The organism is Bacillus sp. TH17, assembly GCF_016651125.1.
In the GTDB taxonomy this organism is placed as follows: Bacteria; Bacillota; Bacilli; order Bacillales; family Bacillaceae_G; genus Bacillus_A; species Bacillus_A mycoides.
Window position 1 is genome coordinate 706,300 of record NZ_JAEKEN010000001.1, and the last position, 21,675, is coordinate 727,974.

The 21,675-nt window shown below is 35.3% G+C and carries 24 protein-coding genes, 2 pseudogenes and 1 riboswitch; of the genes and pseudogenes, 16 read left to right on the top strand and 10 right to left on the bottom strand.

The window, feature by feature from the left end; all coding sequences use genetic code 11:
- The 3 genes from helD to JFT95_RS03480 all read right to left on the bottom strand — a co-directional run bounded on the left by helD (position 1) and on the right by JFT95_RS03480 (position 4,141).
- Positions 1-2,337: an RNA polymerase recycling motor HelD gene (gene helD, locus JFT95_RS03470; protein ID WP_201051414.1), complete on the bottom strand. Its 2,337-nt coding sequence runs from the start codon at positions 2,335-2,337 to the stop codon at positions 1-3.
- A gap of 293 nt (positions 2,338-2,630) precedes the next feature.
- Positions 2,631-3,500: a peptidylprolyl isomerase PrsA gene (gene prsA, locus JFT95_RS03475; RefSeq protein ID WP_201051416.1), complete on the bottom strand. Its 870-nt coding sequence runs from the start codon at positions 3,498-3,500 to the stop codon at positions 2,631-2,633.
- A 446-nt stretch (positions 3,501-3,946) separates the two neighbouring features.
- Positions 3,947-4,141, bottom strand: a complete 195-nt coding sequence (locus tag JFT95_RS03480) for a hypothetical protein (protein ID WP_000172693.1) — start codon at positions 4,139-4,141, stop codon at positions 3,947-3,949.
- 118 nt (positions 4,142-4,259) lie between these two features.
- Here JFT95_RS03480 and JFT95_RS03485 point away from each other — a divergent pair, with 118 nt between their 5' ends.
- The gene (locus tag JFT95_RS03485; RefSeq protein WP_002087170.1) at positions 4,260-4,595 is read left to right on the top strand and encodes a YhaI family protein; all 336 of its coding nucleotides are present in this window, start codon (positions 4,260-4,262) and stop codon (positions 4,593-4,595) included.
- Positions 4,596-4,600: 5 nt separating this feature from the next.
- Here the strand turns inward: JFT95_RS03485 and JFT95_RS03490 are convergent, their stop codons facing one another.
- From JFT95_RS03490 to JFT95_RS03500, 3 genes are all read right to left on the bottom strand, one after another.
- Positions 4,601-5,158, bottom strand: coding sequence for an HTH-type transcriptional regulator Hpr (locus JFT95_RS03490; protein WP_002011118.1), 558 nt, complete (start codon positions 5,156-5,158; stop codon positions 4,601-4,603).
- 299 nt (positions 5,159-5,457) lie between these two features.
- The gene (locus JFT95_RS03495) at positions 5,458-5,820 is read right to left on the bottom strand and encodes a YtxH domain-containing protein (protein WP_002011120.1); all 363 of its coding nucleotides are present in this window, start codon (positions 5,818-5,820) and stop codon (positions 5,458-5,460) included.
- A 208-nt stretch (positions 5,821-6,028) separates the two neighbouring features.
- Entirely contained in the window at positions 6,029-6,463 is a 435-nt protein-coding gene (locus JFT95_RS03500; protein ID WP_001016832.1) for an HIT family protein, read from the bottom strand.
- Positions 6,464-7,044: 581 nt separating this feature from the next.
- Between JFT95_RS03500 and ecsA the strand changes: the two genes are divergently transcribed.
- From ecsA to JFT95_RS03530, 6 genes and pseudogenes are all read left to right on the top strand, one after another.
- Positions 7,045-7,788 (top strand): ABC transporter ATP-binding protein EcsA, encoded by a 744-nt coding sequence (ecsA, locus tag JFT95_RS03505; protein ID WP_001292616.1) that lies wholly within the window; start codon positions 7,045-7,047, stop codon positions 7,786-7,788.
- Complete coding sequence (locus JFT95_RS03510; RefSeq protein WP_088038759.1) at positions 7,781-8,992, top strand: ABC transporter permease; 1,212 nt, start codon at positions 7,781-7,783, stop codon at positions 8,990-8,992. The genes ecsA and JFT95_RS03510 overlap by 8 nt, the downstream gene beginning before the upstream one ends.
- A 13-nt stretch (positions 8,993-9,005) precedes the next feature.
- On the top strand, positions 9,006-9,713 hold the full coding sequence (gene ecsC / locus JFT95_RS03515; protein ID WP_201051418.1) for an ecs operon protein EcsC: 708 nt from the start codon (positions 9,006-9,008) through the stop codon (positions 9,711-9,713).
- Positions 9,714-9,850: 137 nt separating this feature from the next.
- Positions 9,851-10,588: pseudogene (locus tag JFT95_RS03520) on the top strand ((Fe-S)-binding protein).
- A 2-nt stretch (positions 10,589-10,590) separates the two neighbouring features.
- The gene (locus JFT95_RS03525; RefSeq protein ID WP_201051420.1) at positions 10,591-12,021 is read left to right on the top strand and encodes a LutB/LldF family L-lactate oxidation iron-sulfur protein; all 1,431 of its coding nucleotides are present in this window, start codon (positions 10,591-10,593) and stop codon (positions 12,019-12,021) included.
- Entirely contained in the window at positions 12,002-12,703 is a 702-nt protein-coding gene (locus tag JFT95_RS03530; protein WP_088038767.1) for a LutC/YkgG family protein, read from the top strand. The genes JFT95_RS03525 and JFT95_RS03530 overlap by 20 nt, the downstream gene beginning before the upstream one ends.
- 132 nt (positions 12,704-12,835) lie before the next feature.
- Here the strand turns inward: JFT95_RS03530 and JFT95_RS03535 are convergent, their stop codons facing one another.
- From JFT95_RS03535 to JFT95_RS03545, 4 genes are all read right to left on the bottom strand, one after another.
- Positions 12,836-13,156 carry a hypothetical protein gene (locus tag JFT95_RS03535; protein ID WP_201051422.1) on the bottom strand — a complete coding sequence of 107 codons (321 nt, stop codon included), beginning with the start codon at positions 13,154-13,156 and terminating at the stop codon, positions 12,836-12,838.
- 114 nt (positions 13,157-13,270) lie between these two features.
- Complete coding sequence (locus JFT95_RS29435) at positions 13,271-13,546, bottom strand: hypothetical protein (RefSeq protein ID WP_307838410.1); 276 nt, start codon at positions 13,544-13,546, stop codon at positions 13,271-13,273.
- A 125-nt stretch (positions 13,547-13,671) separates the two neighbouring features.
- Positions 13,672-13,992, bottom strand: coding sequence for a DUF1433 domain-containing protein (locus JFT95_RS03540; protein WP_201051424.1), 321 nt, complete (start codon positions 13,990-13,992; stop codon positions 13,672-13,674).
- A gap of 538 nt (positions 13,993-14,530) precedes the next feature.
- Positions 14,531-14,854 (bottom strand): hypothetical protein, encoded by a 324-nt coding sequence (locus tag JFT95_RS03545; RefSeq protein ID WP_001220548.1) that lies wholly within the window; start codon positions 14,852-14,854, stop codon positions 14,531-14,533.
- Between the two features lie 113 nt (positions 14,855-14,967).
- Between JFT95_RS03545 and JFT95_RS03550 the strand changes: the two are divergent.
- The 9 genes and pseudogenes from JFT95_RS03550 to JFT95_RS03590 form a co-directional block, all read left to right on the top strand.
- A pseudogene (locus JFT95_RS03550) lies at positions 14,968-15,843 on the top strand (lipase family protein); the annotation flags it as partial.
- Between the two features lie 66 nt (positions 15,844-15,909).
- Positions 15,910-16,494, top strand: coding sequence for a TetR/AcrR family transcriptional regulator (locus tag JFT95_RS03555; protein WP_201051426.1), 585 nt, complete (start codon positions 15,910-15,912; stop codon positions 16,492-16,494).
- A 2-nt stretch (positions 16,495-16,496) separates the two neighbouring features.
- Entirely contained in the window at positions 16,497-16,667 is a 171-nt protein-coding gene (locus JFT95_RS03560; protein WP_002188645.1) for a hypothetical protein, read from the top strand.
- 83 nt (positions 16,668-16,750) lie between these two features.
- Positions 16,751-17,227 (top strand): PH domain-containing protein, encoded by a 477-nt coding sequence (locus JFT95_RS03565; protein ID WP_098322978.1) that lies wholly within the window; start codon positions 16,751-16,753, stop codon positions 17,225-17,227.
- Complete coding sequence (locus tag JFT95_RS03570; RefSeq protein ID WP_201051428.1) at positions 17,220-18,659, top strand: PH domain-containing protein; 1,440 nt, start codon at positions 17,220-17,222, stop codon at positions 18,657-18,659. Before JFT95_RS03565 ends, JFT95_RS03570 begins: the two co-directional genes overlap by 8 nt.
- Positions 18,660-18,860: 201 nt before the next feature.
- Positions 18,861-19,514: a DUF975 family protein gene (locus JFT95_RS03575; RefSeq protein ID WP_201051430.1), complete on the top strand. Its 654-nt coding sequence runs from the start codon at positions 18,861-18,863 to the stop codon at positions 19,512-19,514.
- Between the two features lie 194 nt (positions 19,515-19,708).
- Positions 19,709-20,146, top strand: a complete 438-nt coding sequence (locus tag JFT95_RS03580) for a hypothetical protein (protein ID WP_201051432.1) — start codon at positions 19,709-19,711, stop codon at positions 20,144-20,146.
- Positions 20,143-20,409 carry a CPCC family cysteine-rich protein gene (locus JFT95_RS03585; protein ID WP_201051434.1) on the top strand — a complete coding sequence of 89 codons (267 nt, stop codon included), beginning with the start codon at positions 20,143-20,145 and terminating at the stop codon, positions 20,407-20,409. Before JFT95_RS03580 ends, JFT95_RS03585 begins: the two co-directional genes overlap by 4 nt.
- A 418-nt stretch (positions 20,410-20,827) precedes the next feature.
- Positions 20,828-21,364, top strand: a complete 537-nt coding sequence (locus JFT95_RS03590) for a TetR/AcrR family transcriptional regulator (protein ID WP_012260521.1) — start codon at positions 20,828-20,830, stop codon at positions 21,362-21,364.
- Positions 21,365-21,536: 172 nt separating this feature from the next.
- A riboswitch (cyclic di-GMP riboswitch) is annotated at positions 21,537-21,627 on the top strand.
- Positions 21,628-21,675 lie beyond the last annotated feature (48 nt).

Here is a 21,675-nt window from a genome sequence, read left to right on the forward strand (position 1 = left end):
TCAAGGTGTTTTCGTTACAAGTTCAAAACTCTCCGAAGTAGCCCCTGTTACAAAAGGACTAACCTCACCAACGCTATAAAGCTGTAAATCATGCATCGCGCGCGTACAAGCGGTGTAGAACAATCTGCGTAGGCTCTCATCGCTGTACACATCTTTAGAAGCGTCGTAAATAATAACAGCATCAAATTCGATACCCTTCGCTAAATAAGCAGGGATAACGACGATGCCTTGCTCATACTCGGCTGAGTTACTTTTCACAAGTTTAATATTCTCGATATGACTGAGTGCCTCGTATGCAGCGGCACTTTCAGCCGCGGATTTACATATAATTGCGATCGTATTGTGCTGTTGTTTTTGTAGTTCAGCAACTTTGGAAGTGATACGCTCATGCAGCTCACTGTAATCCGAAACTTTAGTTACTGTAGGCTTTTCACCGTCACGTTCAAATGCATTAATGTTCTTTCCTTCAGGTACGAGGTCCCGTGTAAATTCAATTATCGGTTTTGTTGAACGATAGCTACGAGTTAAGTTAATGCCGTTCGTTTCATCTGGTCCGTATAAGCTAGTAAGTGTATTGAAATTAACTGTTTCACTCGCATGGGCAAATATCGCTTGGTTAAAGTCTCCGAGTACAGTCATTTTTGCGGCAGGGAAGAGACGTTTTAAAAACTCGAACTGAAACGGAGAATAATCTTGTGCTTCGTCTACAAGTACGTGTTTAATGGATCTGTTCGTTTGGAAGCCTTCAATTAATTCTTTTAAAAGTAAAAATGGAGTCGCATCCTCGTAATGTAGCTTTCCTTCATCAAGCATGTTCACAGTTAATGAGCAAATGTCGTCCCATTCTTTAGGCTTTTCGCCAGTAACCCATGATGCATCTGTGAAGAGTTGTTTATATATTCCTGTGAAATTGATAAAACGCAATGTTTGAACGCCTTTACGCAACGGTTTTAATTTTTTACGGACAATCATACGACCGAGTACTTTCGTTTCTTTTTCATAATCATTAAAGGAGTTGTCATCAAACTCGCCTTTTTTCTGTAAGTATTTATAAGCTTTTTGATATTCATCTTTACTAAGTAGTTCAATTTCTTCTTCTACCCAAGGCTTTTTCAGTTCTGTTTTTTCAATTGTGTCTATTTGTTTGTTTAGCCAATCCGTTAACTTCTCAATTCGATTATGGAAGCGGAGGGAGGAATCAGTATTATAAAATTGCTCTGTAATTTCTTTAGCAGAGGCAATCAGTTTTCCTCTAAATTTCATTCCTCTAAATAGCATGCCTGAAGATTCAAGAGATTGTCTGTACGTTCTAATCATATCGAAAAATTGAGTAGATGCTTTAAATCGAATGCTCGCATTTCGAGTTTTATAATTTGCGCTATTCGTTTCAGTTAGCATATATTCTAATTGCTCATAAGGGTCTTCAACGTCAAATGACTTGCTTAGTCTATGGTTTAAATATTCCTGGAATGTAACTTGCTGCATATTCTCTTCACCGAGTTCTGGCAGTACGTTAGATACGTAGCTGTTGAACATGGAGTTAGGGGAGAAGAGAATGATTTGATCTGCTTTTAGCCATTCGCGATATTTATATAGTAAGTAGGCGATTCGCTGCAGGGCAGCTGACGTTTTACCACTACCAGCAGCTCCTTGAACGATAAGTAGTCGCCCTTCATCGTGACGGATAATTTCATTTTGCTCGCGCTGGATAGTAGCAACGATACTTTGCATATGTTTGTTTGTTCCTTTTCCGAGCGCTTGTTGCAGAATTTCATCTCCAATTGTGAGGCTCGTATCGAACATGGAATCAATCTCGCCATTCTGAATAATATATTGTAATTTTTTCTCCACATTACCGCAGATTACGCCTCCTGGTGTGCTGTATTCAGCCGGTCCTGGTGGATAATCGTAGTAAACACTTGAAATTGGTGCGCGCCAATCGTATATAAGAAAGTTTTCTCCGCTTGCATCGGTAAGTGTAGCAACGCCGATATAAATTTGTTCTGCACCAATTTCTCCTTCTTCTTTGAAATCAATTCGTCCGAAGTAAGGTGCTTTATGCATACGGCGTAGTGCGGCAAGTCGATTAAAGGTGTGCTTATGGGTAATTTGTGTTACGGCTAGTGACTGAGCTTGTTGTCTTAAGTTGATAACTGTTTCAAGATAATCGTCAAAAGTATCAGTATTAACTTTTACATCATCCCAAAAGTGTTTACGAATGTTGATTACTTCTGCCCGGCGTCTGCCAGTTTCGCTTTCCAGTTTATCAATTTGCTCCGTAATCGTTTCTATTACGTTATCCAATCGTTTTTGCTCTTGATCAAGTTTTTTGTTCATACGTAAGCACTCCTTTAAAAGTGAAAAATAGAGGTTGACTGAAGATGTGTTTTGGTGTACAATTAAGATACGGATAAATACATTCTTTTATTTTTATCGAATGCGTTTCTGTACTAATTTAACATAGTTTTTTAATTTAATCAATGATAATAAGATAAACCTTGGTTTCGTGCTGTACGAAATCAAGGTTTTTTTGTGTTGAATGGAGTAAGATGGGGGAGTATATCGATTTATCGGTAAAAAACTACTACAAAATAAAAAAGCTTGGGGCTACCCAAGCTTTTTTCACTTCATTATTTCTTTTCGTCTTTTTTAGCGTCAGCTTTTGGTTCTTCGAAAAGATCTTTCAAATCTTTATCGTCAACTTTTACGTCAGCTTTTTTGATTTCTTTCATCATAAGATCATTCATAAATTGAGCATCTTGTGTTTTTTCTTGAACTACTTCTTTTTTGATGTCAGCTTTTGCTTTATCGAAAGTTGCGTCAGCATGAGTCTCAGTTACTTTAATGATATGGTAACCATGCTGTGTTTTTACTGGTTCACTTACTTCATCTTTTTTCAGCTTACGAGCAGCTTCATCGAATTCTTTTACCATTTTATCTGGTCCGAAGAATCCTAAGTCGCCACCTTTTTCTTTTGAACCTGGATCTTCAGAGTACTTTTTCGCTAACTCTTCGAAAGATTTACCTTGTGCAAGTTCTTCTTTCACTTTTTTAGCAGTCTCTTCATCTTTTACAAGAATATGGCTTGCTTTAATTTCTTGCTTATAGTCCTCAAATTTTTCTTTTAAGTCTTTATCAGTAATTGCTTTTTCAATCGCTTGTTCTTGAGCTAATGAAGCGCGAACGCCATTTTTAACTGTTTCTTCTTTAAGGCCTTGTTGTTTCATTAGTGTATCGAATTGGTCACCGACTTGCTTTTTCATTTCATCGAACTTTTTGTCTACTTCTTTTTCATCGACTTTGTAGTTTTTAATAAGTACTTTTTCCATAACCATGTTATTTAGTACTTGTTTACCAGCTTGTGTCTTCATTTGATTGTAGAACTCTTCTTTAGTGATGTCACCAGCTTTAGATGTAACAATTTTGTCTGATGATGATGTTCCACATGCTGATAATGCGATTACACTTGTTGCGGCTAAGGCAAGCATAGCTTTCTTCATTCAATAAACACTCCTACTATTATGTATTTTTAATTTATCCCATACGAATGAAGAAACGCCTTATGATAGGTTATTTTCGTTCATAAGAACCTGATTAAGTCTCACTGATGTCTTTGCTTTTTTATATGTAAAAGCACGCTTAACAGGGCTTACCGAGGCTTTAGGATAAAGTTTAGATGCGTGTCGTTTATTTCATAGTATAAGCAATATGTACAAAATTTAATATATCATATTTCGACGGGTTTTCCTATTGATAAAGAAATTTTAACCAGTTTGTGTCAGATTTTGAAAGGGTACCATATTGGGCGCATGTCGCATATACAGAAAAGAGGAGGGGATGGGGGATGAATTCAAAACTTATTTTATTACTTGTACTGTTTATTTTATTAGTTATAGTAGGTATAATTTGCTTATAGAGGAAAAAAATGAGGAAGGGGCTTCCTTCCTCACTTTCCATGAAATATAATTTCTACATAACTAGAAATTAATAGAATGGTAATACATACATTAATAACTCGAAAGACACCGGGCTGGCGGCTCGCAGATATTTGTTTTCGCTCACACAGTGTATGTGTCATGAAATTCGTGTAAAATATAACAAGAAGTGCGAATGCAACAAAAACAACGGTTATAAGAGTCATGAGGCGAGACCTCCTTTTGGCTAAAATACATATACTTTATATATTGTATCATACGATATTTTGTTCGTGTTACAAAATTCAGAAATAGAAGACTTTGTGTTAGGAAGCGAGGGAGAAAATGGACGTTGTAAGAAGACTAGAACAAGCTGAATACTACGTAGACCTACTATTTAAAATGATTGATGAAGAAAAGTGTCCATTTTATTCTTTAATCATAAAGAAAAAAGCTCGTAAAAAAGACATTGAACGTATACTAAAACTTTGTGAAAGACTGAACGAACAATATGTAGTGGAGAAAGCAGAAGGCCTTCTATTGTTTGATGCGCTATTAGATCAATTTGAAAAAGCGCTTCCACATCAGCTCGAAGTACACGAAACTGCGGAAGCGCTAGCAAAGCAGGGCTTATTTGTGCCACTTATGAATGAATTCTTACGCATGATTGCGAAAGGATAAATAGATTATTTCTTAACTAATTTTTGATCGGTCTCCGTAAAGTTCTCCTCAATATTCTCTAATGATTTCTCAAAAATATCGATGAAGTCCTGTCCGTAAATATTGCGAAGGATCGCAATAAGTTCGATATTTTCTGGGAACTTACCGTAAAAATTACGAAGTTCAAGTGCCCCATTAAAAACAGAATTATTTTCAGGGTCATACTCCTCCATTAAGCGAAGTAGTAATTCTTCCCCTTTGTCTGTAATTTCAATGTACGTATTTCGTTTATCATCTTCTTTTTTAGAGAATACAAGATAGCCGCGTTCTTCTAGCTTTTTAGAGAAGTTAAACGCCGTTGATACGTGCATAACTCCAAACTTAGCAATCTCAGAAATAGAAGCCCCTTTTAAATGATAAGCGATTGATAAAATATGATGCTCGTTAATGTTTAAATCGTAAGGTTTAATCCATTGTTGCCAATCTTTCTCTACGCATTTCCATAACGCTTTCGATAATTGAGCAATACGTTGGCTGAAAATCATCGCTTCTTTTACCGAGTAATTTTTTTCTCCACTTTTCATTTACTCACCCACTTTAACATTCTTTTTTCATTATTATCTATTATGCCAGTAAAATAAAAATTAATAAAGTCTTTTTGTGAGAATTGTGAAAATTTTTCGGGAAAATAACATTCTATACAAATCATGCATAACTATGGAAGCGTTTTATGAGTCGAGAATACATGTGTTGTCTTTACATGTTAAGGGATAACATATATTGTAAATGCATAAAAACACGGCATATCTATGTGATATGCCGTGTTAAGGTCAATTCGTATGAAAAATATTTGTTATATGCAAAAAACTAAGCAGGAATATGTTTACGCTTTTTCTGGAACGGCTTCTTGTAGTTTCTCAATTGACTTTTGAATGTCTAAAATTTCTTTTTCGATATGTCGTTTGTTTTGAGAAATATCTTGTTTCCAGTTAGAAAGCGTGTCATGCATATCGTCTTTTAGTTCTTGGAATACTTCTTTACCTTCTGAAGCAGTTTCAACGATTTGACGCTTTAATAACTTCGTATCAGCTGTAATATCAGCTAATGTTTTTTTAATATCAGTTCCTTTTTCTTTCAGCTTACCGCGCATAGCTTTACCAGAAGAAGGAGTTGAGAAAAGAACGGCTAGTCCAGCAACTGCTCCGCCGCAAAGTACACCTGTAATAAAGGATTTAGCTTTTGACATAAAAGGAAACCTCCTTATTTTTCGTTCGTATTCATGATGTATAAAAGTGTGCATATCTTTAAGACAAGGGGAAGAAAAGTGAGCTTTTCTTTCTTGTACATGCTATGCACAAAAAATCATACCCCCGGCATTTTTTGTGAAGAAAGAAGCCATACAATAAATGCCAGAGGAATCGGCTTGTTATGTATTACTTCTTATTATAGTGGCACTATTTCACACTATTTGCAATTGTACTTGCGATGTTTTGTAAATTTTCCATTGTGTATTCATTTTGGTGTGATTTCCAAACAGCACCGAAACCATCGTTTTCACCGTAGCGTGGAATTAAATGAAGGTGGAAGTGGAATACAGTTTGTCCAGCTTTCTCGCCGTTATTGTTAAGTAGGTTGAAACCAACTGGATTAAATTCTGCTTTCATTGCATTTGCGATTTTTGGAACGACCGCAAAAATATGTGATGCGATTTCTGGCGTTAACGCAAAAATGTCTTGTTTGTGAACTTTCGGAATAACAAGAGTATGTCCTTTTGTTACTTGACTAATATCTAAAAATGCAAGTACATGTTCATCTTCGTATACTTTTGAGCAAGGGATTTGCCCGTCAATGATTTTACAAAAAATACAATTGTCCGCTGTATGATTCATCGATCTCATCCTTTCAAATAGTCTTAGCCGTATTTTACCATAATTACATAGGAGAACAAACACGAAAAACAGGAAGCTGACTCAGCTTCCTGTTTTCTGAAGAGGGATTGAAAAAGCATTTTTTATAATTTACGGTTCGCAGACACCTCATTTATTTAAGAAATGCACGGTAAATCGGCTAAAGTTTCTGCCGTAGACACCCCATTTTCAAGTGAAATGAATTGCAATCTTTTTTTAAAATGAAATTGTTTATTTTTTAAAACAGTATATGCTCTTTCGGAGACACCCCGTTTCGAAAATGAAACAAATTATCTGGTTATGTGTAAATTTCATTGTCCAACTTGGACACCCCATTTCATGATGACTTCACTATGTTGTTGTACTCATCAATTGGTGGTTGCTTTTTCAATGTGTTCCTTCTTCACTAATTATGATGTCCGCTTTCGTAAAAATATATGCCAAGAAATTTAAATTTTTTTTTGAAGGCATCGATACTATGTAGTGCACCATGATTTTTGGTAAGATGAATATATACATTTCTTACAAAAGTGAATGAATATAAATGAAGAAAGTGGTGTCGTATGAGCGAGTTATTGCGTGTAGAAAATGTTACAGGAGGATATACGAAACGACCTGTACTGCAAAATGTTTCGTTCTCTGTTAATAAAGGCGAACTTGTTGGCTTGATCGGTTTAAATGGAGCCGGGAAAAGTACGACAATTAAACATATCATCGGTTTAATGGAGCCGAAAAAAGGAACTGTCACAATTAATGGGAAAACAATTCGTGATGATATGACAGCGTACCGTTCTAGTTTCTCCTTCATTCCAGAAACGCCAGTATTATATGATGAGTTAACGTTAGAAGAGCATTTGAAATTAACAGCGATGGCGTACGGTGTAGATGAAAAACAATATGAAGAACGCGTAGGACAACTATTACAAGAGTTTCGGATGAAAAATCGTTTGAAATGGTTTCCGTCTCATTTCTCAAAAGGGATGAAACAAAAAGTGATGATTATGAGTGCATTTTTAGTTGAACCATCACTTTACATTGTGGACGAACCTTTCGTTGGGCTTGATCCGTTAGCGATTCAATCACTTCTTCAAATGATGGATCAAATGAAAAAGAGTGGTGCGGGCATCTTAATGAGTACACATATTTTAGCGACAGCAGAGCGCTATTGTGATTCATTCATTATTTTGCATCAAGGTGAAGTGAGAGCGATGGGAACATTATCAGAACTTCAATCCGGGTTTAATATGCCTGGTGCAACGCTTGATGATATTTATATTGCGTTAACGAAGGAAGAAGATTATGAATAGCACAGCGTTATGGAAAGAACGATTTCGGCACTTTCTAAAAGAAGTTCGTACATATAGTAAATACGTATTTAATGATCATTTGAAATTTATTTTCGTATTTATCATCGGCGCAGGAGCGTATTATTACCAGCAATGGTTACAAACGTTAACACCTTCGTTTCCGACAGCGTTTGTTATGGCAGTCTTACTTGGCCTCGTATTAACAGCTGGGTCCATCCAAACGTTATTAAAAGAAGCGGATCTCGTGTATTTGCTTCCAGTTGAAGAAAAGTTAAAGCCTTACTTTACGAAGGCATTTCTCTTTACGTTTATGATTCAGTTATACATAATCGCAATGGTAGCAGCTGCGCTTGCCCCGTTATATTTCCAGCAAATGAAACAAACAGGTGCCAATTACATATGGATTGTAATCGCGTTTGTCATTGTAAAAGCGTGGAATTTATTCGTAGCGTGGGAAAAATCATTTTTAACAGATCAAAGCGTTCAAAAAGCAGATTGGTTCATTCGCTTTATCTTAAACGGCTTATTTGTGTACGTCCTTGTAGAACGTACTTCATTCATTTTTACCGGTGTAATTGTCTTTCTTATGGCACTATACCTTGCTGTTATGCATCAAAAGGTGAAAGGAAAGCCGCTAAACTGGGAGTATTTAATTTCTGAAGAAGGTAAAAAAATGATGCTGCTGTACCGCATTGCGAATATGTTCGTTGATGTACCAGCGTTAAAAGAGAGAGTATCACGTAGGAAATGGCTTGATTTCATTCTTTCGATGATTGGTGAGAAACGTACATATTTATACTTATATACGAGAACATTTTTAAGATCGGGTAACTATTTCGGATTATATATGCGTTTACTCGTTCTTGGGGGAATTATTCTTTACTTCATCCCATTTTTATATGGACGTTTTATCGTAAGCCTTGTTTTCTTATACTTAATCGGCTACCAGCTCTTAACCCTTTGGAAACATCACCGTATGAAAGTTTGGCTTGATTTATATCCGGTAGGGGGAGACGAGAAGAAGAGAGATTTCCTTACTTTATTAAATGCGATTCTTATTATCGGCAGCGTTGTATTTACAGTTATATTTGCACTTGCGACGAAAGATTTCATAATGACCGGCATTTTATTTGTAGTAAGCATATTATTTAGTATTGGTTTCGTTTATCAATACGGTGCAAAGCGCATTGAGCGTTTAAACTGAAAGGAATGAACCTATGATTACATATGAAGAGAAGGTTATAAAAGAATTGGAGCAGTGGAAAGCTACATTCATGAAAGGTTCTTCTATGATGACACGGTTCTCTAAAAAAGTGCAGGTGAAAGTGCAACAACTAGTGCCCGCGAAAGTGCAAAAGGTACTAACAGAAACGATTCGGATGATGGTGCAAACAATTAGTGCTGGATCAAACTTCATAAAACCGAAGCTAAAAGAAACGAACTGGTCACTGCAAAGAAGAGACGATGAAGTACGTAAAAAAATGGATGAGTACAAAAAAGTCGCAGCGGCAGAAGGGGCAGGAACAGGAGCAGGTGGTATTCTCCTTGGCCTTGCCGATTTCCCGTTATTACTTACTATTAAAATAAAATTTTTATTTGATGCAGCAACATTGTACGGATTTGATACGAGTAAAAAAGAAGAGCGCCTTTTTATTCTTCACGTTTTCCAACTTGCTTTTTCAAGTGACGATCACCGAAAAGAAGTATGGAAAGCGATTGAAACGTGGGATACAGAAGAAGAAAATCATATGGACTGGGAAAAGTTCCAAACAGAATACCGAGACTATATCGATTTAGCAAAAATGCTCCAGCTCGTCCCGATCATCGGTGCCCCGGTCGGAGCGTACGCAAATTATCAATTGTTGCAAAGGCTTGGGGAAGTGACGATGAATTGTTATCGTATGCGATTGCTTAATAGAAATTAATTTGTTTTACAAAAAGTATCCTAAATTACACATTTAGGATACTTTTTTTTATTTTTATTCATATTTTTAATTTTTTTACCAATAATATACAGATAAAGTTACTTGAGCTTACTTTACTGTATTTAGGGGTGCAAAATATGAAAGTATCAATATTTATTACTTGTGTTGCAGATATTTTTTATCCAGAAGTAGGGAAAGATGTTGTGGAAATTCTTGAAGATTTAGAGTGTGAAGTTGATTTTCCAAAAACTCAAACTTGCTGCGGACAACCTGCTTATAATAGCGGGTATGTGAAAGAAACAAAAACAGCTGCAAAACATATGATTGAAGCCTTTGCTAGTTCAGAATATGTTGTGGCACCATCGGGGTCTTGCGCTATGATGGTTCACGAGTTTTCTAGCTTATTTTCTGAAAGTGAAGCGGATTGAAAGAAAAAAGCTACTGAACTTGGAAATAAAACATATGAATTCACACAATTTCTAGTTGAAGTGTTAGGGAAAGAAGATTTAGGTGCGGAGCTTCATAAAAAAGCAACGGTTCATACATCTTGTCATATGAGCCGATTAATGGGGATTAAGGAACCACCGCAAAAACTATTAAAGTGTGTAAAGGGACTGGAAGTTGTTTCATTGCCGCATAATTATGATTGTTGCGGATTTGGAGGGACATTCTCGGTGAAAATGCCAGAAATCTCTGAGCAAATGGTTGAAGAAAAAGTAAAGCATATTATGGAAACCGGTGCGGAATTGTTAATTGGGATGGATTGTAGCTGCTTAATGAATATAAAAGGACGTTTAACACGTAATGGTTATCCAATTGATGTAAAACATATTGCTCAAGTATTAAATGAAGATCGAAAACAAGGGGGGATATAGAGATGGGAATGAAAATTGGGAACGATCCCTTTCATAAGCGTACTGCAGCAGGTATTGGGGATCAATTTATGCGACAGGCTGTCAGGAAAGCGCAAGATGGTCTGAGAGTCAAGAAATTAAAAGCTACTGAGAGTCTTGGGAACTGGGAAGAATGGCGAGCTTTAGGAGAAGAAATTCGAAAGCATACATTAGAAAACCTTGATTATTATTTATATGAGCTGAGTGAAAATATTGAGAAAAACGGTGGTTTCGTTTATTTCGCAAAGACTGCAGAAGACGCAAGGGAATATGTAAAAGAGATTGTAAAAAAGAAAAACGCGAAAAAAATTGTGAAATCAAAATCGATGGTAACGGAAGAGATTAGTTTAAATGAAGCGATTGAAGAAGCTGGAGCGGAAGTGTTAGAAACAGATCTTGCTGAATTTATTCTACAAGTGAACGACCACGATCCTCCATCACATATTGTTGTTCCATGCCTTCACAAGGATAAAGAACACATTTGTGAAATATTTAAAACAAAGTTAGATTATACTGGAACATCTGATCCTACGGAAATGGCGAGGTTTGTAAGATCGTATTTACGTGATGATTTTTTTGCAGCGGATATAGGGGTGACTGGATGTAACTTTGCTGTTGCAGAGTCTGGATCAATTTCTATCGTAGCAAACGAAGGAAATGCAAGACTTACTACGACACTTCCAAAAACGTTGATTACAGTTATGGGGATGGAGCGTATTGTTCCGACGTGGGAAGAGCTTGATGTTTTAGTAACACTTCTATGCCGAAGTTCTGTAGGACAAAAGTTAACAAGTTATATTACAGGGTTAACTGAGCCTGGCGGGACGGATGGACCTGAGGAATTTCATTTAGTCATTGTTGATAATGGCCGTTCCGATATTGTAGGAACAGAATTCCAAAGTGTCCTTCAGTGCATTCGTTGCGCGGCATGTATTAATGTGTGTCCTGTATACAGGCATATTGGTGGACATGCATATGGCTCAATTTATCCAGGACCAATTGGAGCTGTGTTGACACCGCTTTTAGCGGGATATGATGAATATAAGGATTTACCTTACGCATCTAGCCTGTGTGGTGCTTGTACAGAAGCGTGTCCAGTGAAAATCCCGTTACATGACTTATTAATTAAACATCGTAGCCGCATTGTAGAAGAAAAACAATCACCTGTAGCTTGGAACGTGGCTATGAAAGGTTTTGAAAAAGCGGTGAAGAGTCCTAGACTATTTTCTTTTGCAGCGAAGAGCGCTCCGTATGCATTAAAACCTCTTGCAAAAGGGGATAAGATCGAGCGTGGAATTGGGCCGTTAAAAGCTTGGACGGATGCGAGAGATTTTCCAGTTCCGAAAAAACAACCGTTTCGAGAGTGGTTTGAAAAACACGAAAAGGAGAACAATGATGGCCATCCAAAATCGTGAGGAATTTTTACTCCAGTTATCAGAAAAGCTTGGTAGGAAACGTCCAGAAGCAGTGAAAAAACCGAACTGGTCTTTTTCCCCGCAGTGGGATGTTTTTGACGGACTGGCGCAAGATGAACTTGTATTAAAGTTAATAGAGCACTGCGAAGTGATTCATACAGAAGTAAAGCGAACAACAAAGGAAAATCTTGTTGAAACATTGGGGTCTTTTATAAAAGAATGGAATATCAAATCTGTTATATGTTCGAATGATGAGCGCTTTAATGAGTATGGTCTTACACCATGTTTCAGCAATGAAGGAACAACACATTTTCGTACATGGGGATTAGATCATAAAGAAGAGGACGTAAAATTTGCGAAAGCTGCTGACCTTGGCATTACGTTCAGTGATATGACTTTGGCAGAATCAGGAACCGTTGTGCTATTTAATGATGGGTTAAAAGGAAGACATGTGAGTCTTCTTCCAGAGTCATATATTGCAATCGTTCCTAAAAGTACGATCGTACCAAGATTAACCCAAGCTACAAAACTGATTCATGATCAAAGTAAAGCGGGAGAAAACTTGCCGGCTTGTGTGAACTTCGTTTCTGGTCCGTCAAATAGCGCGGATATTGAAATGAACCTTGTCGTAGGTGTGCATGGGCCAATTAGAACAGCGTATATTATTGTGGATGATCAATAATGATTTACGTGTGCGACAGAGCGCCCGCGCATACGAGTTGGAAATATAAATGAAACATTATAAGAGTACTGAAAATAGAAAGCGCTGGCTGTTAAATATAACCGGGGCTTTTTATTTTGCGTGCCCAGGTTATTAGTTTTTAAGTTCTAAATTTTTTGAATGAGACATAGAGCTTATACGATATTCTCCGCCACCATATTCTACATCCACAGAGAAAGTTTTACTTTTGTCATCTTTAACATGTCCATTTATAAAAACTGTTTGAAAATCATTGGGAGCAAATTTATGACTTGTAAGGGTTACTTCTAAATTCTCTTTTTCTTTGAAATATTCAATTGTTACTTTTTCTGCTTTATTAACTATTTGTTGTTCATCATTTTTTTGATCTATAGTACATCCTCCTAAAAGTATAAGTGTAAAAATAAAGAATAATCTTATACCAAATTTTTTCACGTAGAATCACTCCATTAATATTGCGTTATATTTCTTTTTCCTAAATTTTATACCCACTGAACATTGTGGTGGGGTATAAAGAAAAGGCACTTTAAAAGAGTGCCTTTTCTTTTATTATTTTAAATATAAATTTTCACTTGTAGAGATTGAACCTATTGTATATTCATCTCCACCGTATTCTATTGTAATATTAAATGTTTTGCTTTCATCATTTTTTATATAGCCGGAGATAAAGATACCTTGTAAATCACTTGGACCAAATCTATAATCAGTGATTACTACATCTAAGTCTTGTTTTTCTTTGAAGTATTGGATTGTTCTTTCTTGTGCCCTTTCAACTATTTGTTGTTCAGTATTTTTTTGATCTATCGTACATCCTCCTAAAAGGATAAGTGTGAAAGTAAAGAATAATCACTCCATGAATGTTGCGTTATATTCCTCTTCAATAAATTTTATATTCACTGAACATTGTGTGGTGAAGTATAAAGAAAAGGCACTCTAAAGTGCCTGGATTATTAGTTTTTAAGCTCTAAATTTTTGGTGGTTGAAATAGCGCCGATATGATAATTATTTGCGTATTCAACTGAAGCAGTAAATTCTTTAGTTTTATCATTAGTCACATAGCCTGATATAGAGATAGTTTGAAAGTCTTTTGGTCCAAATTCATGATCAGTAATTGATACATCTAAGCCCTCTGTTTTTTTGAAATATTGAATGGTTTCTTCTTTTGCTTTATTAATGATTTCTTCCTCGGTATTATTTTCATTATTACAGCCTCCTAAGGTAGTAATAATGAAAATGAAAACTAAATAAAAAAACAATCTTTTATGCAACATAATTCTCCTCCAATCATTGGTTCCTAAATTAGGGATATATCAAATGTTGTAGAAGAGAAACTTTAAAATGTTTTAATAGGTTCAAATCAATCTAGGTTTTTAAGAATTATTTGAGGGGCTCCTTTTGAAAATAAAAATAGACACCTTATTGTTAGGTGCCCAAAAGTTTGATACATTGCTTCTAAATTTTTAATGTTAGAAGTTGAGCTTATTGAATATTGATCTCATCCTTTATATACATATGAAATAATTGGAATTAATATAAAGGGCCAACAAAAATATACTTTATTTTCATATTAATTTCAGTCATCATAACTAATACTTTCAACCTTATTTTTATAATTTATATCTGCAGTTATTTTACGGTTTGGATTATTTATTACATGACCAGATACAAAAATCACCCAAAAATCTGAGGGGGCGAATTCCACTCTTGTCACTGTGACACCTAGCTTTTTATCTTCTTTAAAATGTTGGATTGCGATCTTTTCTGCTTTTTCTTTTAATGCTATTTCCTCATTTTTTTATCCATATTGTATTATTTTTTTAGAGAAAAATTCGTTGAAACAGAACCAACATTATAATTATTATTGTAATCTATTGTAGCAGTGAATTCCTTGCTTTCATCATCTTTGATATGACCAGTTATGAAGACTGATTCTAGATCATTAGAAGGGAACCTGTAATCAGTAATAGTTACATCTAAATTTTGTTTCTCTTTAAAGTAATTAATTGTTTTTTCTGTTGCTTTATCTACTATTTGTTTTTCTTTATTATTTTCCTGCATATTACATCCCCCAATTATTGTACTTACAAAGATAAAAAAGACAAAAAAGGTAAATTTTCGGATTTTAATTCTCATGTTTACCCTCCGTTAATGTTGTTCTATAATTTAGAATATACTAAATATCCCGAGGAGGGAATACTTTGGATAGCAAAAATACACAAGAAGTGTTAGATTTAAGCTTTTATCGAATGGCTAAAGATGCGTATAAATCAGATAAAGAGTTAAGAAATGAAATTACAGTGAATAATGCGAATGATGATACTTTACAAACATGGAAGGTCCGTGAAACATTCCACGACAAACAAACCGGAATGGACGCAGTAGTCTTTGAACGAGATGTCGATGGGAAAAAGCAAGTTATGGTAGCTTTCCGAGGTACAGAAGGGGACAAAATTATAGAGAAAAACTCTTTAGGCATTCCGATGAAGCCAGGGGAAGGCATGAAGGATTTAAAAACGGATACTAATCATTTTGTATTACGAGAAGGTGTTCATGAACCAGCAGCACCTCCTGTAGCAGGAACTGAGAATGCAGATTCAAAGAAATATTGGAATGAAGAGAATCAACGTTGGGAAACACACAATCAATTCGAACAAGCTGAAAGAGTTATGAAACAAGTAACGGATACATATAAGGATAGGGATGATGTGGAGATATATACGACGGGCCATTCGTTAGGTGGCGCTTTGGCTGAATATGTTGCAGCATTTAATGATAGCGTAAGATGTTTGTCGTGGAATGCGCCGAGTGCAAAACATTTGTTACCGCCTGATTTACAAGAGAAAGCAAATAATGGTGAATTTAATAATAGAATTGTAAGTGTTGTTCATGGAAATGATTCGATTGGTTATGGGCCGTTTGGCTCATATGAAAGTCATATAGGATCTACTTATGCGGTAACACCACCAATTTCGAAAGAAGCAATGTCAAAGTTACCATTACAGCAAAAGCTCGGGATGGATGTTGTTCGATTTTTGAATTCGATAAGTGGCCCTGGTTATCATTATCAAACAGATCGGAACTTCCGTTTTGGAGAGAATGGATCTTTATCAAATGAATACTTGTAAACGATGATTTTTTATTTTACAATTTACTTACCGACCGGTAAGTAAAAATAAGTGAGGTACAGTATGACAAAGAATTTACAAACATCGCAAAACATTGTAGAGGCATCATTTAAACTCATGGCAGAGCACGGTATTGAGAAGATGAGCCTTTCTATGATTGCGAAAGAGGTAGGTATTTCAAAACCGGCTATTTATTATCATTTTTCTTCTAAAGAAGCGTTAGTGGATTTTTTATTTGAAGAAATTTTTTCTGGGTACCATTTTGCAAGTTACTTCGATAAAGAGCAATATACGAAAGAAAATTTTGAAGAAAAATTAATTGCAGATGGTTTACATATGTTGTCGGAGTATAGAGGTCAAGAAGGTATATTACGCATTATAAATGAATTCATCGTAACTGCGACGCGAAATGAAAAGTATCAGAAACGCTTATTTGAAATACAAGAAGAGTTTCTAAATGGATTCCACGATTTATTAAAGAAAGGTGTGGAACTTGGTGTTGTGTCACAACATGCAACTGAAGAAAACGCGCATACGTTAGCGCTCGTTATTGATAATATGAGTAATTACATATTAATAGGATTCGATTTAAAGTATAAAGAAATTTGGATTCGAAATGTGAAAAACGTAATGAAGGAGGGGGAATAAAAATGAAAATGCAGAAAAACTGGTGGCTCGGTTTTCTGGGGTTAATTGGAATTTATAAAATCCCAGGTATGATTGAAGCTTTTCAAGCGGATAAAGGTTGGTTCGCGTTAATTAGTTTAGTTTGGCTGCTTTGGTTCGGGTATTTTATTCCTGAGAAAAAAGAGGATAAATAATAAATTTTCAATTTTATGTAAAGTTATGTAAAATATAGATTGAGACAATTCATATATTAGATTAATAGATTTGGAGTGGTTACATGGATCCATTGAAAAATGAAATTCATCCTGACATGGTCAAGGTGTGGAAAGTTCGTGCTGTAATTGAAGAAGGGATAGGTATTCTCGTCATCTTAGTATACCTTTTCCTCATGATAAAGTTTGATTGGTGGGCGTGGATTTTGTATGTGATGGTTGGGTTAACAGTTGCGCTAGCACCATTTTCGTACTTTTTATTCCCGAAACTACGTCAGCGTTATTATAGCTATCAATTAAATGAAGAAGAGCTTGAAATTCAGCACGGTCTTTTCGTTGTAAAGCGCGTATTAGTACCGATGATTCGTGTACAGCACGTTACAATTGAACAAGGACCAATTATGAGAAAATATGGATTAGCAGAATTACATATTTCAACAGCGGCAACTTCTCACAGCATTCCAGGCTTAACGATGTACGAAGCAGAAATGTTAAAAACGAGAATCGCAGAATTAGCGAAAGTGAGTGATGAGGATGTATAAGAGGCAGCATCCCATTACGATGTTATTAGAATTAAAAATAACAGACTTTATACCATTATTTATTTTCATGTTTAGTTTAAATGGAAAGTTTCCATTTTGGTATTTAATTCCCGCTGGATTCGGTTTACTCACCGTCTTTTCAGCGTTTGAAAAATGGTATTACACAACATACTGGGTTGAAAATAACGTATTACATGTGAAACAAGGGCTCTTTGTGAAGAAGGAGAGCTACTTAAATAAAGAACGTGTTCAAACGATTAATACAAGTTCAAACGTGTTATATCAAATGCTCGGTTTAAAGAAAATTCAAATCGAAACAGCTGGCGGAGGCGATGATGCCGAAGTAAGCCTAGCTGGTATTACAGAAGATGAGGCGAAGGAGCTTATTTCCTTACTAAATGAGCCAACTCCAGAAGTAAAAGCAGAAGAAACATCAGAAGAAGTAGTAGAAAAAGAAGTTATGACAGAGGAAAAGCAAGCGACAGAGTACAAATTAACTTTGAAAGAAATTTTATTAGCATCTGTTACATCTGGTCAGTTTGGATTATTATTCTCATTAATCTTTTTCGTGTATCACCAAGTAGATGAGTACATTCCGAAATGGATAAAAAATAGCGTAGAGTCGTATGTAATGGATCATGATATATACGGCTGGATTTACATGGTAGCTATTTTACTCGTCCTTTCGTGGATTATATCTACAATTGGTTACGCGTTAAAACATGGTAATTTCACAGTAAATCGAAAAAACGATGAAGTGCGTATTTCTCAAGGATTACTTGAAAGGAAAGAACTAGTACTAAAGTTACACCGCATTCAAGGGATTACGATAAAAGAAGGTATTTTCCGTCAGATGTTCGGTTATTGTGCTGTGCAAGTCGAAGTCATTCAAAGTAAGGGATTGGGAGAAGAGAAAGACAAAGTTACGCTGCATCCGATTATTCGAAAAGATCGTGTGCAAGAGTTACTCGCTCATTTACAATTGCCATATGAACTGAATACAAATATTACTGCATTACCAAAAGCAGCCTTGCGCCGTTATTTAATTGATAGTTTCATTTTCTTCGCAATGCTAGCAGTCCCGCTTACTGGGATAAGCATATACTTTGAAAAGTATTTCATCATGTGGGCGTTGTTACCGCTAGCTATCCTCATCTTTACACTTGGATACGCAACATTTAAAACAAATGGTTACGGTGTAAATGGAGAACAAATTACGATTATACATCGTAGTATTGGGAAACATACAGGACTTGTAAGAAGAAGACACGTCCAATCAATTGAAAAAACACAATCATATTTCCAGCGCCGAGCGGATTTATGTACGTATACGTTTTCTAGTGCATCATCGAATTATAAACTAGAGCATACGAGAGTAGAAGATGCGGAGAGAATGCAGGATTGGTATAAGAAGAGAATAAGTGAGAATTAATTTGAAAAAGCTTGCCTATTATGAAAGGCAGGCTTTTTTGTTATGGAGAAATGAGTAGTTTGATTCATATATGGGTGCAAATACAGCTCACATTTCTCAATACGTATCAGAAAAAAGTAGTACCTTTCTATTTCAGGGAAATTCGTGAAAATTTTGATATAAATGGTATACTAATATAGAAATAATATTAGGAGGTTATATATGATAAGTCAGTTGAAAAGAGAAGCACTTGATGCATTAAAAGGAAAATGGGGATTAGCGGTAGGGGCAACCTTATTACTTGGAATCCTTATTGGAGCTGTTGAACTTCTAATTACAGGTGTTTTCTCGATGTTTTGGGGTTGGGAAGAAGCAAGTGATTCGCTTACAGTAAGTATTATTGCAATGCTTGTTATTGGTCCGTTAACAATAGGCGCCTACTATCTTGTTTTAAATGTAATCCGTGAGACTAGTGCTCGCATTGGTGATTTATTTAGATGGTTTAGCGATGGAAGTAAGCTTATGAAGTCGTTTTTAACATATTTACTAATGTATGTATACTGGATGCTATGGACATTACTTCTTATTATTCCGGGTATTATTAAATCATTTTCTTATTCTATGACGTATTTTATTTTGAATGATCGTCCAGAATACACAGCGAATCAAGCAATTACCGAAAGTCGCCGTATGATGAATGGACATAAAATGGATTACTTTTTACTATGCTTAAGTTTCCTTGGCTGGTTCATTTTAAGTATTCTTACTTTAGGAATCGGTTTCTTATGGTCTGCACCTTATTTCTACGCGACATCGGCAGCGTTTTATGAAGAGATTTCAAAAGAATATTATAAAAAAGAAGATACTACCTTCTAATAAAACACCTAAACCACTTATCCCCTAAAGAATATAGGGAACAGACGGTTTAGGTTTTTTGATATGTGTACTGTTTTCGGGGTTCACTTCAAAGCTCTTCCCTCTATGTTTTATCATAGAGGGTTATTTTTTTATGTAAAAATGATAGAAAATAATGAATAATATATGTGAAGGGAAAAGTGAGGTGAATGAGATTGAGCAAATTTTTAATTCCGTATTCATTTTCTATATTAGGTTTCTTTATTTCAGCAACGGCACTTGATTTATATGATAGGATGGGAAAAAATGATGAGATGACTTCGCCGAACATAATTGGAAAGATAATTCAATCTACTGCGCAAATGGGAGTCCTTACATTGTATTTTGGAGTACCTATCATTTTAGGTGGCTGTCTTCTTGGTGAGCTATTGTTTAGAGGTATCATTTTACGATTTAAACTAAGCTATATTATATCTTTATTATTATATTTACTTTTAGCTTGTAGTATTGTTTCAGTAACGGTTGGGATTCCAACTACATATGAAGATTCTAATGTTTTTTTCATGGGAATAACTATGATTTGCGCTGTGACATTCTTTGTGGGCCGGAATATATGGGAGAAAAAACAAGTTAATAATGGAGTGACAGAATGAAATATACTTGTCCATGCTGCGGGTATAGAACAATAGAAGAAGAACCACCAGGTACATATGAAATCTGTAACATATGTTATTGGGAAGATGATCCTGTTCAGTTTAACGATCATGACTTTGAAGGCGAAGCAAATGAGGTTTCGCTAAGACAAGCGCAGAAAAATTTCATTGCGTTTGGTGCTTGTGAGGAATGTTTTGTTGAATCAGTTAGAAAACCGACTGGTGAAGATATGAAGGATGCTAGTTGGAAGCAAATTTGTTAAGTGGTTTATAGGTAGAAAATGTTATTACTTATAGAAAGAGAAGTAATAACATTTTTTATTTAGTGATTAAAGAATTGGCAACGTCTTATAAAATAAAACAATAAAGCTGATAGGGTGGTAGGAAGACCAGCGTCGAAAAATGCTTGAAAACTAAAGGATAGGAAATCGACTCGTTAAAATTGTATTTCGCATTTATGGGAATATTAGGAATTTATATAAATGTATAGATGTATAGTCTACGGAGTGTATTTAATGTTATCATATTGGATGATATGGAAATTTTTAATAGAAGAAGCAACTAACAATTCAAAGATAATGAAGCCTATATTGAATAAAAAAATACCTAGTAGTACTGAACAATATTAAAAATAAAATACGTATTTAGATAGAATTAGTAGAAATGAGGGTTTAAAAAGGAATGAACACGAGCATAACACGGCAAAAGATTTTAGCCGCCGCTTCTCAAATTGTTCAATTTAAAGGGGTAGCTAAGTTAACTTTAGAAGCAGTAGCAAAAGAGGCAGGTGTAAGTAAAGGTGGATTATTGTATCACTTTTCAAATAAAGAAGCTTTAATAGAAGGCATGATACTTAAAGGGACAGAGGAGTATCATGGTGCTATTCATAATAGGGTAACGGAAGACACAGAGAAGAAAGGAAGGTGGATTCGTTCTTTTGTAGAGGAAAGATTAAGTAATGAGAAAAGAACAGAAGAGTTGTGTAGTAGTATGATGGCAGCATTAATGCTAAAACCGGAATTACTTGAGCCATTACAACAAGCATTTCAGCAATTGCAAACTAAAATAGAAAATGATGAAATGGATTCTGTTTGTGCCACAATTATTAGATTAGCAGCTGATGGATTATGGTATTCGGAATATTTAGGGATTGGAAGACTAAGTTCTGAATTAAGAGAAAAAGTGATTCAAGCTCTTATCAATGCTTCCTATAAGTAGAATATACAAACTATAGAATAAAAAATAATTCCCCATTGGTTTATTTAATCCGATGGGGAATTATTTTTTTATTAGAATAATAGAACAATTTTGCAGGGTGTTGAATTATAACCGTCCAGACGGTATAGTAATATTTGGTTCAAAAGGAAAATGAAACAAAAAAAGAATAAAAAAATATTTTTAGCACACTATTCGAAAGGATAGGCCGCAAAGCTTAGAGTCTACGGTAATATATTGGTTACTAAGATCGTCTGGTTGCACATTTTTGATGCAACCGGACGGTCTTTTTTTGTTATATAAATATAAAAAAT

Coding starts and splice junctions, on each gene's coding strand:
- helD (WP_201051414.1), bottom strand. CDS start 2,337: ATGAACAAAAAACTTGATCAAGAGCAAAAACGATTGGATAACGTAATA.
- prsA (WP_201051416.1), bottom strand. CDS start 3,500: ATGAAGAAAGCTATGCTTGCCTTAGCCGCAACAAGTGTAATCGCATTA.
- JFT95_RS03480 (WP_000172693.1), bottom strand. CDS start 4,141: ATGACTCTTATAACCGTTGTTTTTGTTGCATTCGCACTTCTTGTTATA.
- JFT95_RS03485 (WP_002087170.1), top strand. CDS start 4,260: ATGGACGTTGTAAGAAGACTAGAACAAGCTGAATACTACGTAGACCTA.
- JFT95_RS03490 (WP_002011118.1), bottom strand. CDS start 5,158: ATGAAAAGTGGAGAAAAAAATTACTCGGTAAAAGAAGCGATGATTTTC.
- JFT95_RS03495 (WP_002011120.1), bottom strand. CDS start 5,820: ATGTCAAAAGCTAAATCCTTTATTACAGGTGTACTTTGCGGCGGAGCA.
- JFT95_RS03500 (WP_001016832.1), bottom strand. CDS start 6,463: ATGAATCATACAGCGGACAATTGTATTTTTTGTAAAATCATTGACGGG.
- ecsA (WP_001292616.1), top strand. CDS start 7,045: ATGAGCGAGTTATTGCGTGTAGAAAATGTTACAGGAGGATATACGAAA.
- JFT95_RS03510 (WP_088038759.1), top strand. CDS start 7,781: ATGAATAGCACAGCGTTATGGAAAGAACGATTTCGGCACTTTCTAAAA.
- ecsC (WP_201051418.1), top strand. CDS start 9,006: ATGATTACATATGAAGAGAAGGTTATAAAAGAATTGGAGCAGTGGAAA.
- JFT95_RS03525 (WP_201051420.1), top strand. CDS start 10,591: ATGGGAATGAAAATTGGGAACGATCCCTTTCATAAGCGTACTGCAGCA.
- JFT95_RS03530 (WP_088038767.1), top strand. CDS start 12,002: ATGGCCATCCAAAATCGTGAGGAATTTTTACTCCAGTTATCAGAAAAG.
- JFT95_RS03540 (WP_201051424.1), bottom strand. CDS start 13,992: ATGTTGCATAAAAGATTGTTTTTTTATTTAGTTTTCATTTTCATTATT.
- JFT95_RS03545 (WP_001220548.1), bottom strand. CDS start 14,854: ATGAGAATTAAAATCCGAAAATTTACCTTTTTTGTCTTTTTTATCTTT.
- JFT95_RS03555 (WP_201051426.1), top strand. CDS start 15,910: ATGACAAAGAATTTACAAACATCGCAAAACATTGTAGAGGCATCATTT.
- JFT95_RS03560 (WP_002188645.1), top strand. CDS start 16,497: ATGAAAATGCAGAAAAACTGGTGGCTCGGTTTTCTGGGGTTAATTGGA.
- JFT95_RS03565 (WP_098322978.1), top strand. CDS start 16,751: ATGGATCCATTGAAAAATGAAATTCATCCTGACATGGTCAAGGTGTGG.
- JFT95_RS03570 (WP_201051428.1), top strand. CDS start 17,220: ATGTATAAGAGGCAGCATCCCATTACGATGTTATTAGAATTAAAAATA.
- JFT95_RS03575 (WP_201051430.1), top strand. CDS start 18,861: ATGATAAGTCAGTTGAAAAGAGAAGCACTTGATGCATTAAAAGGAAAA.
- JFT95_RS03585 (WP_201051434.1), top strand. CDS start 20,143: ATGAAATATACTTGTCCATGCTGCGGGTATAGAACAATAGAAGAAGAA.
- JFT95_RS03590 (WP_012260521.1), top strand. CDS start 20,828: ATGAACACGAGCATAACACGGCAAAAGATTTTAGCCGCCGCTTCTCAA.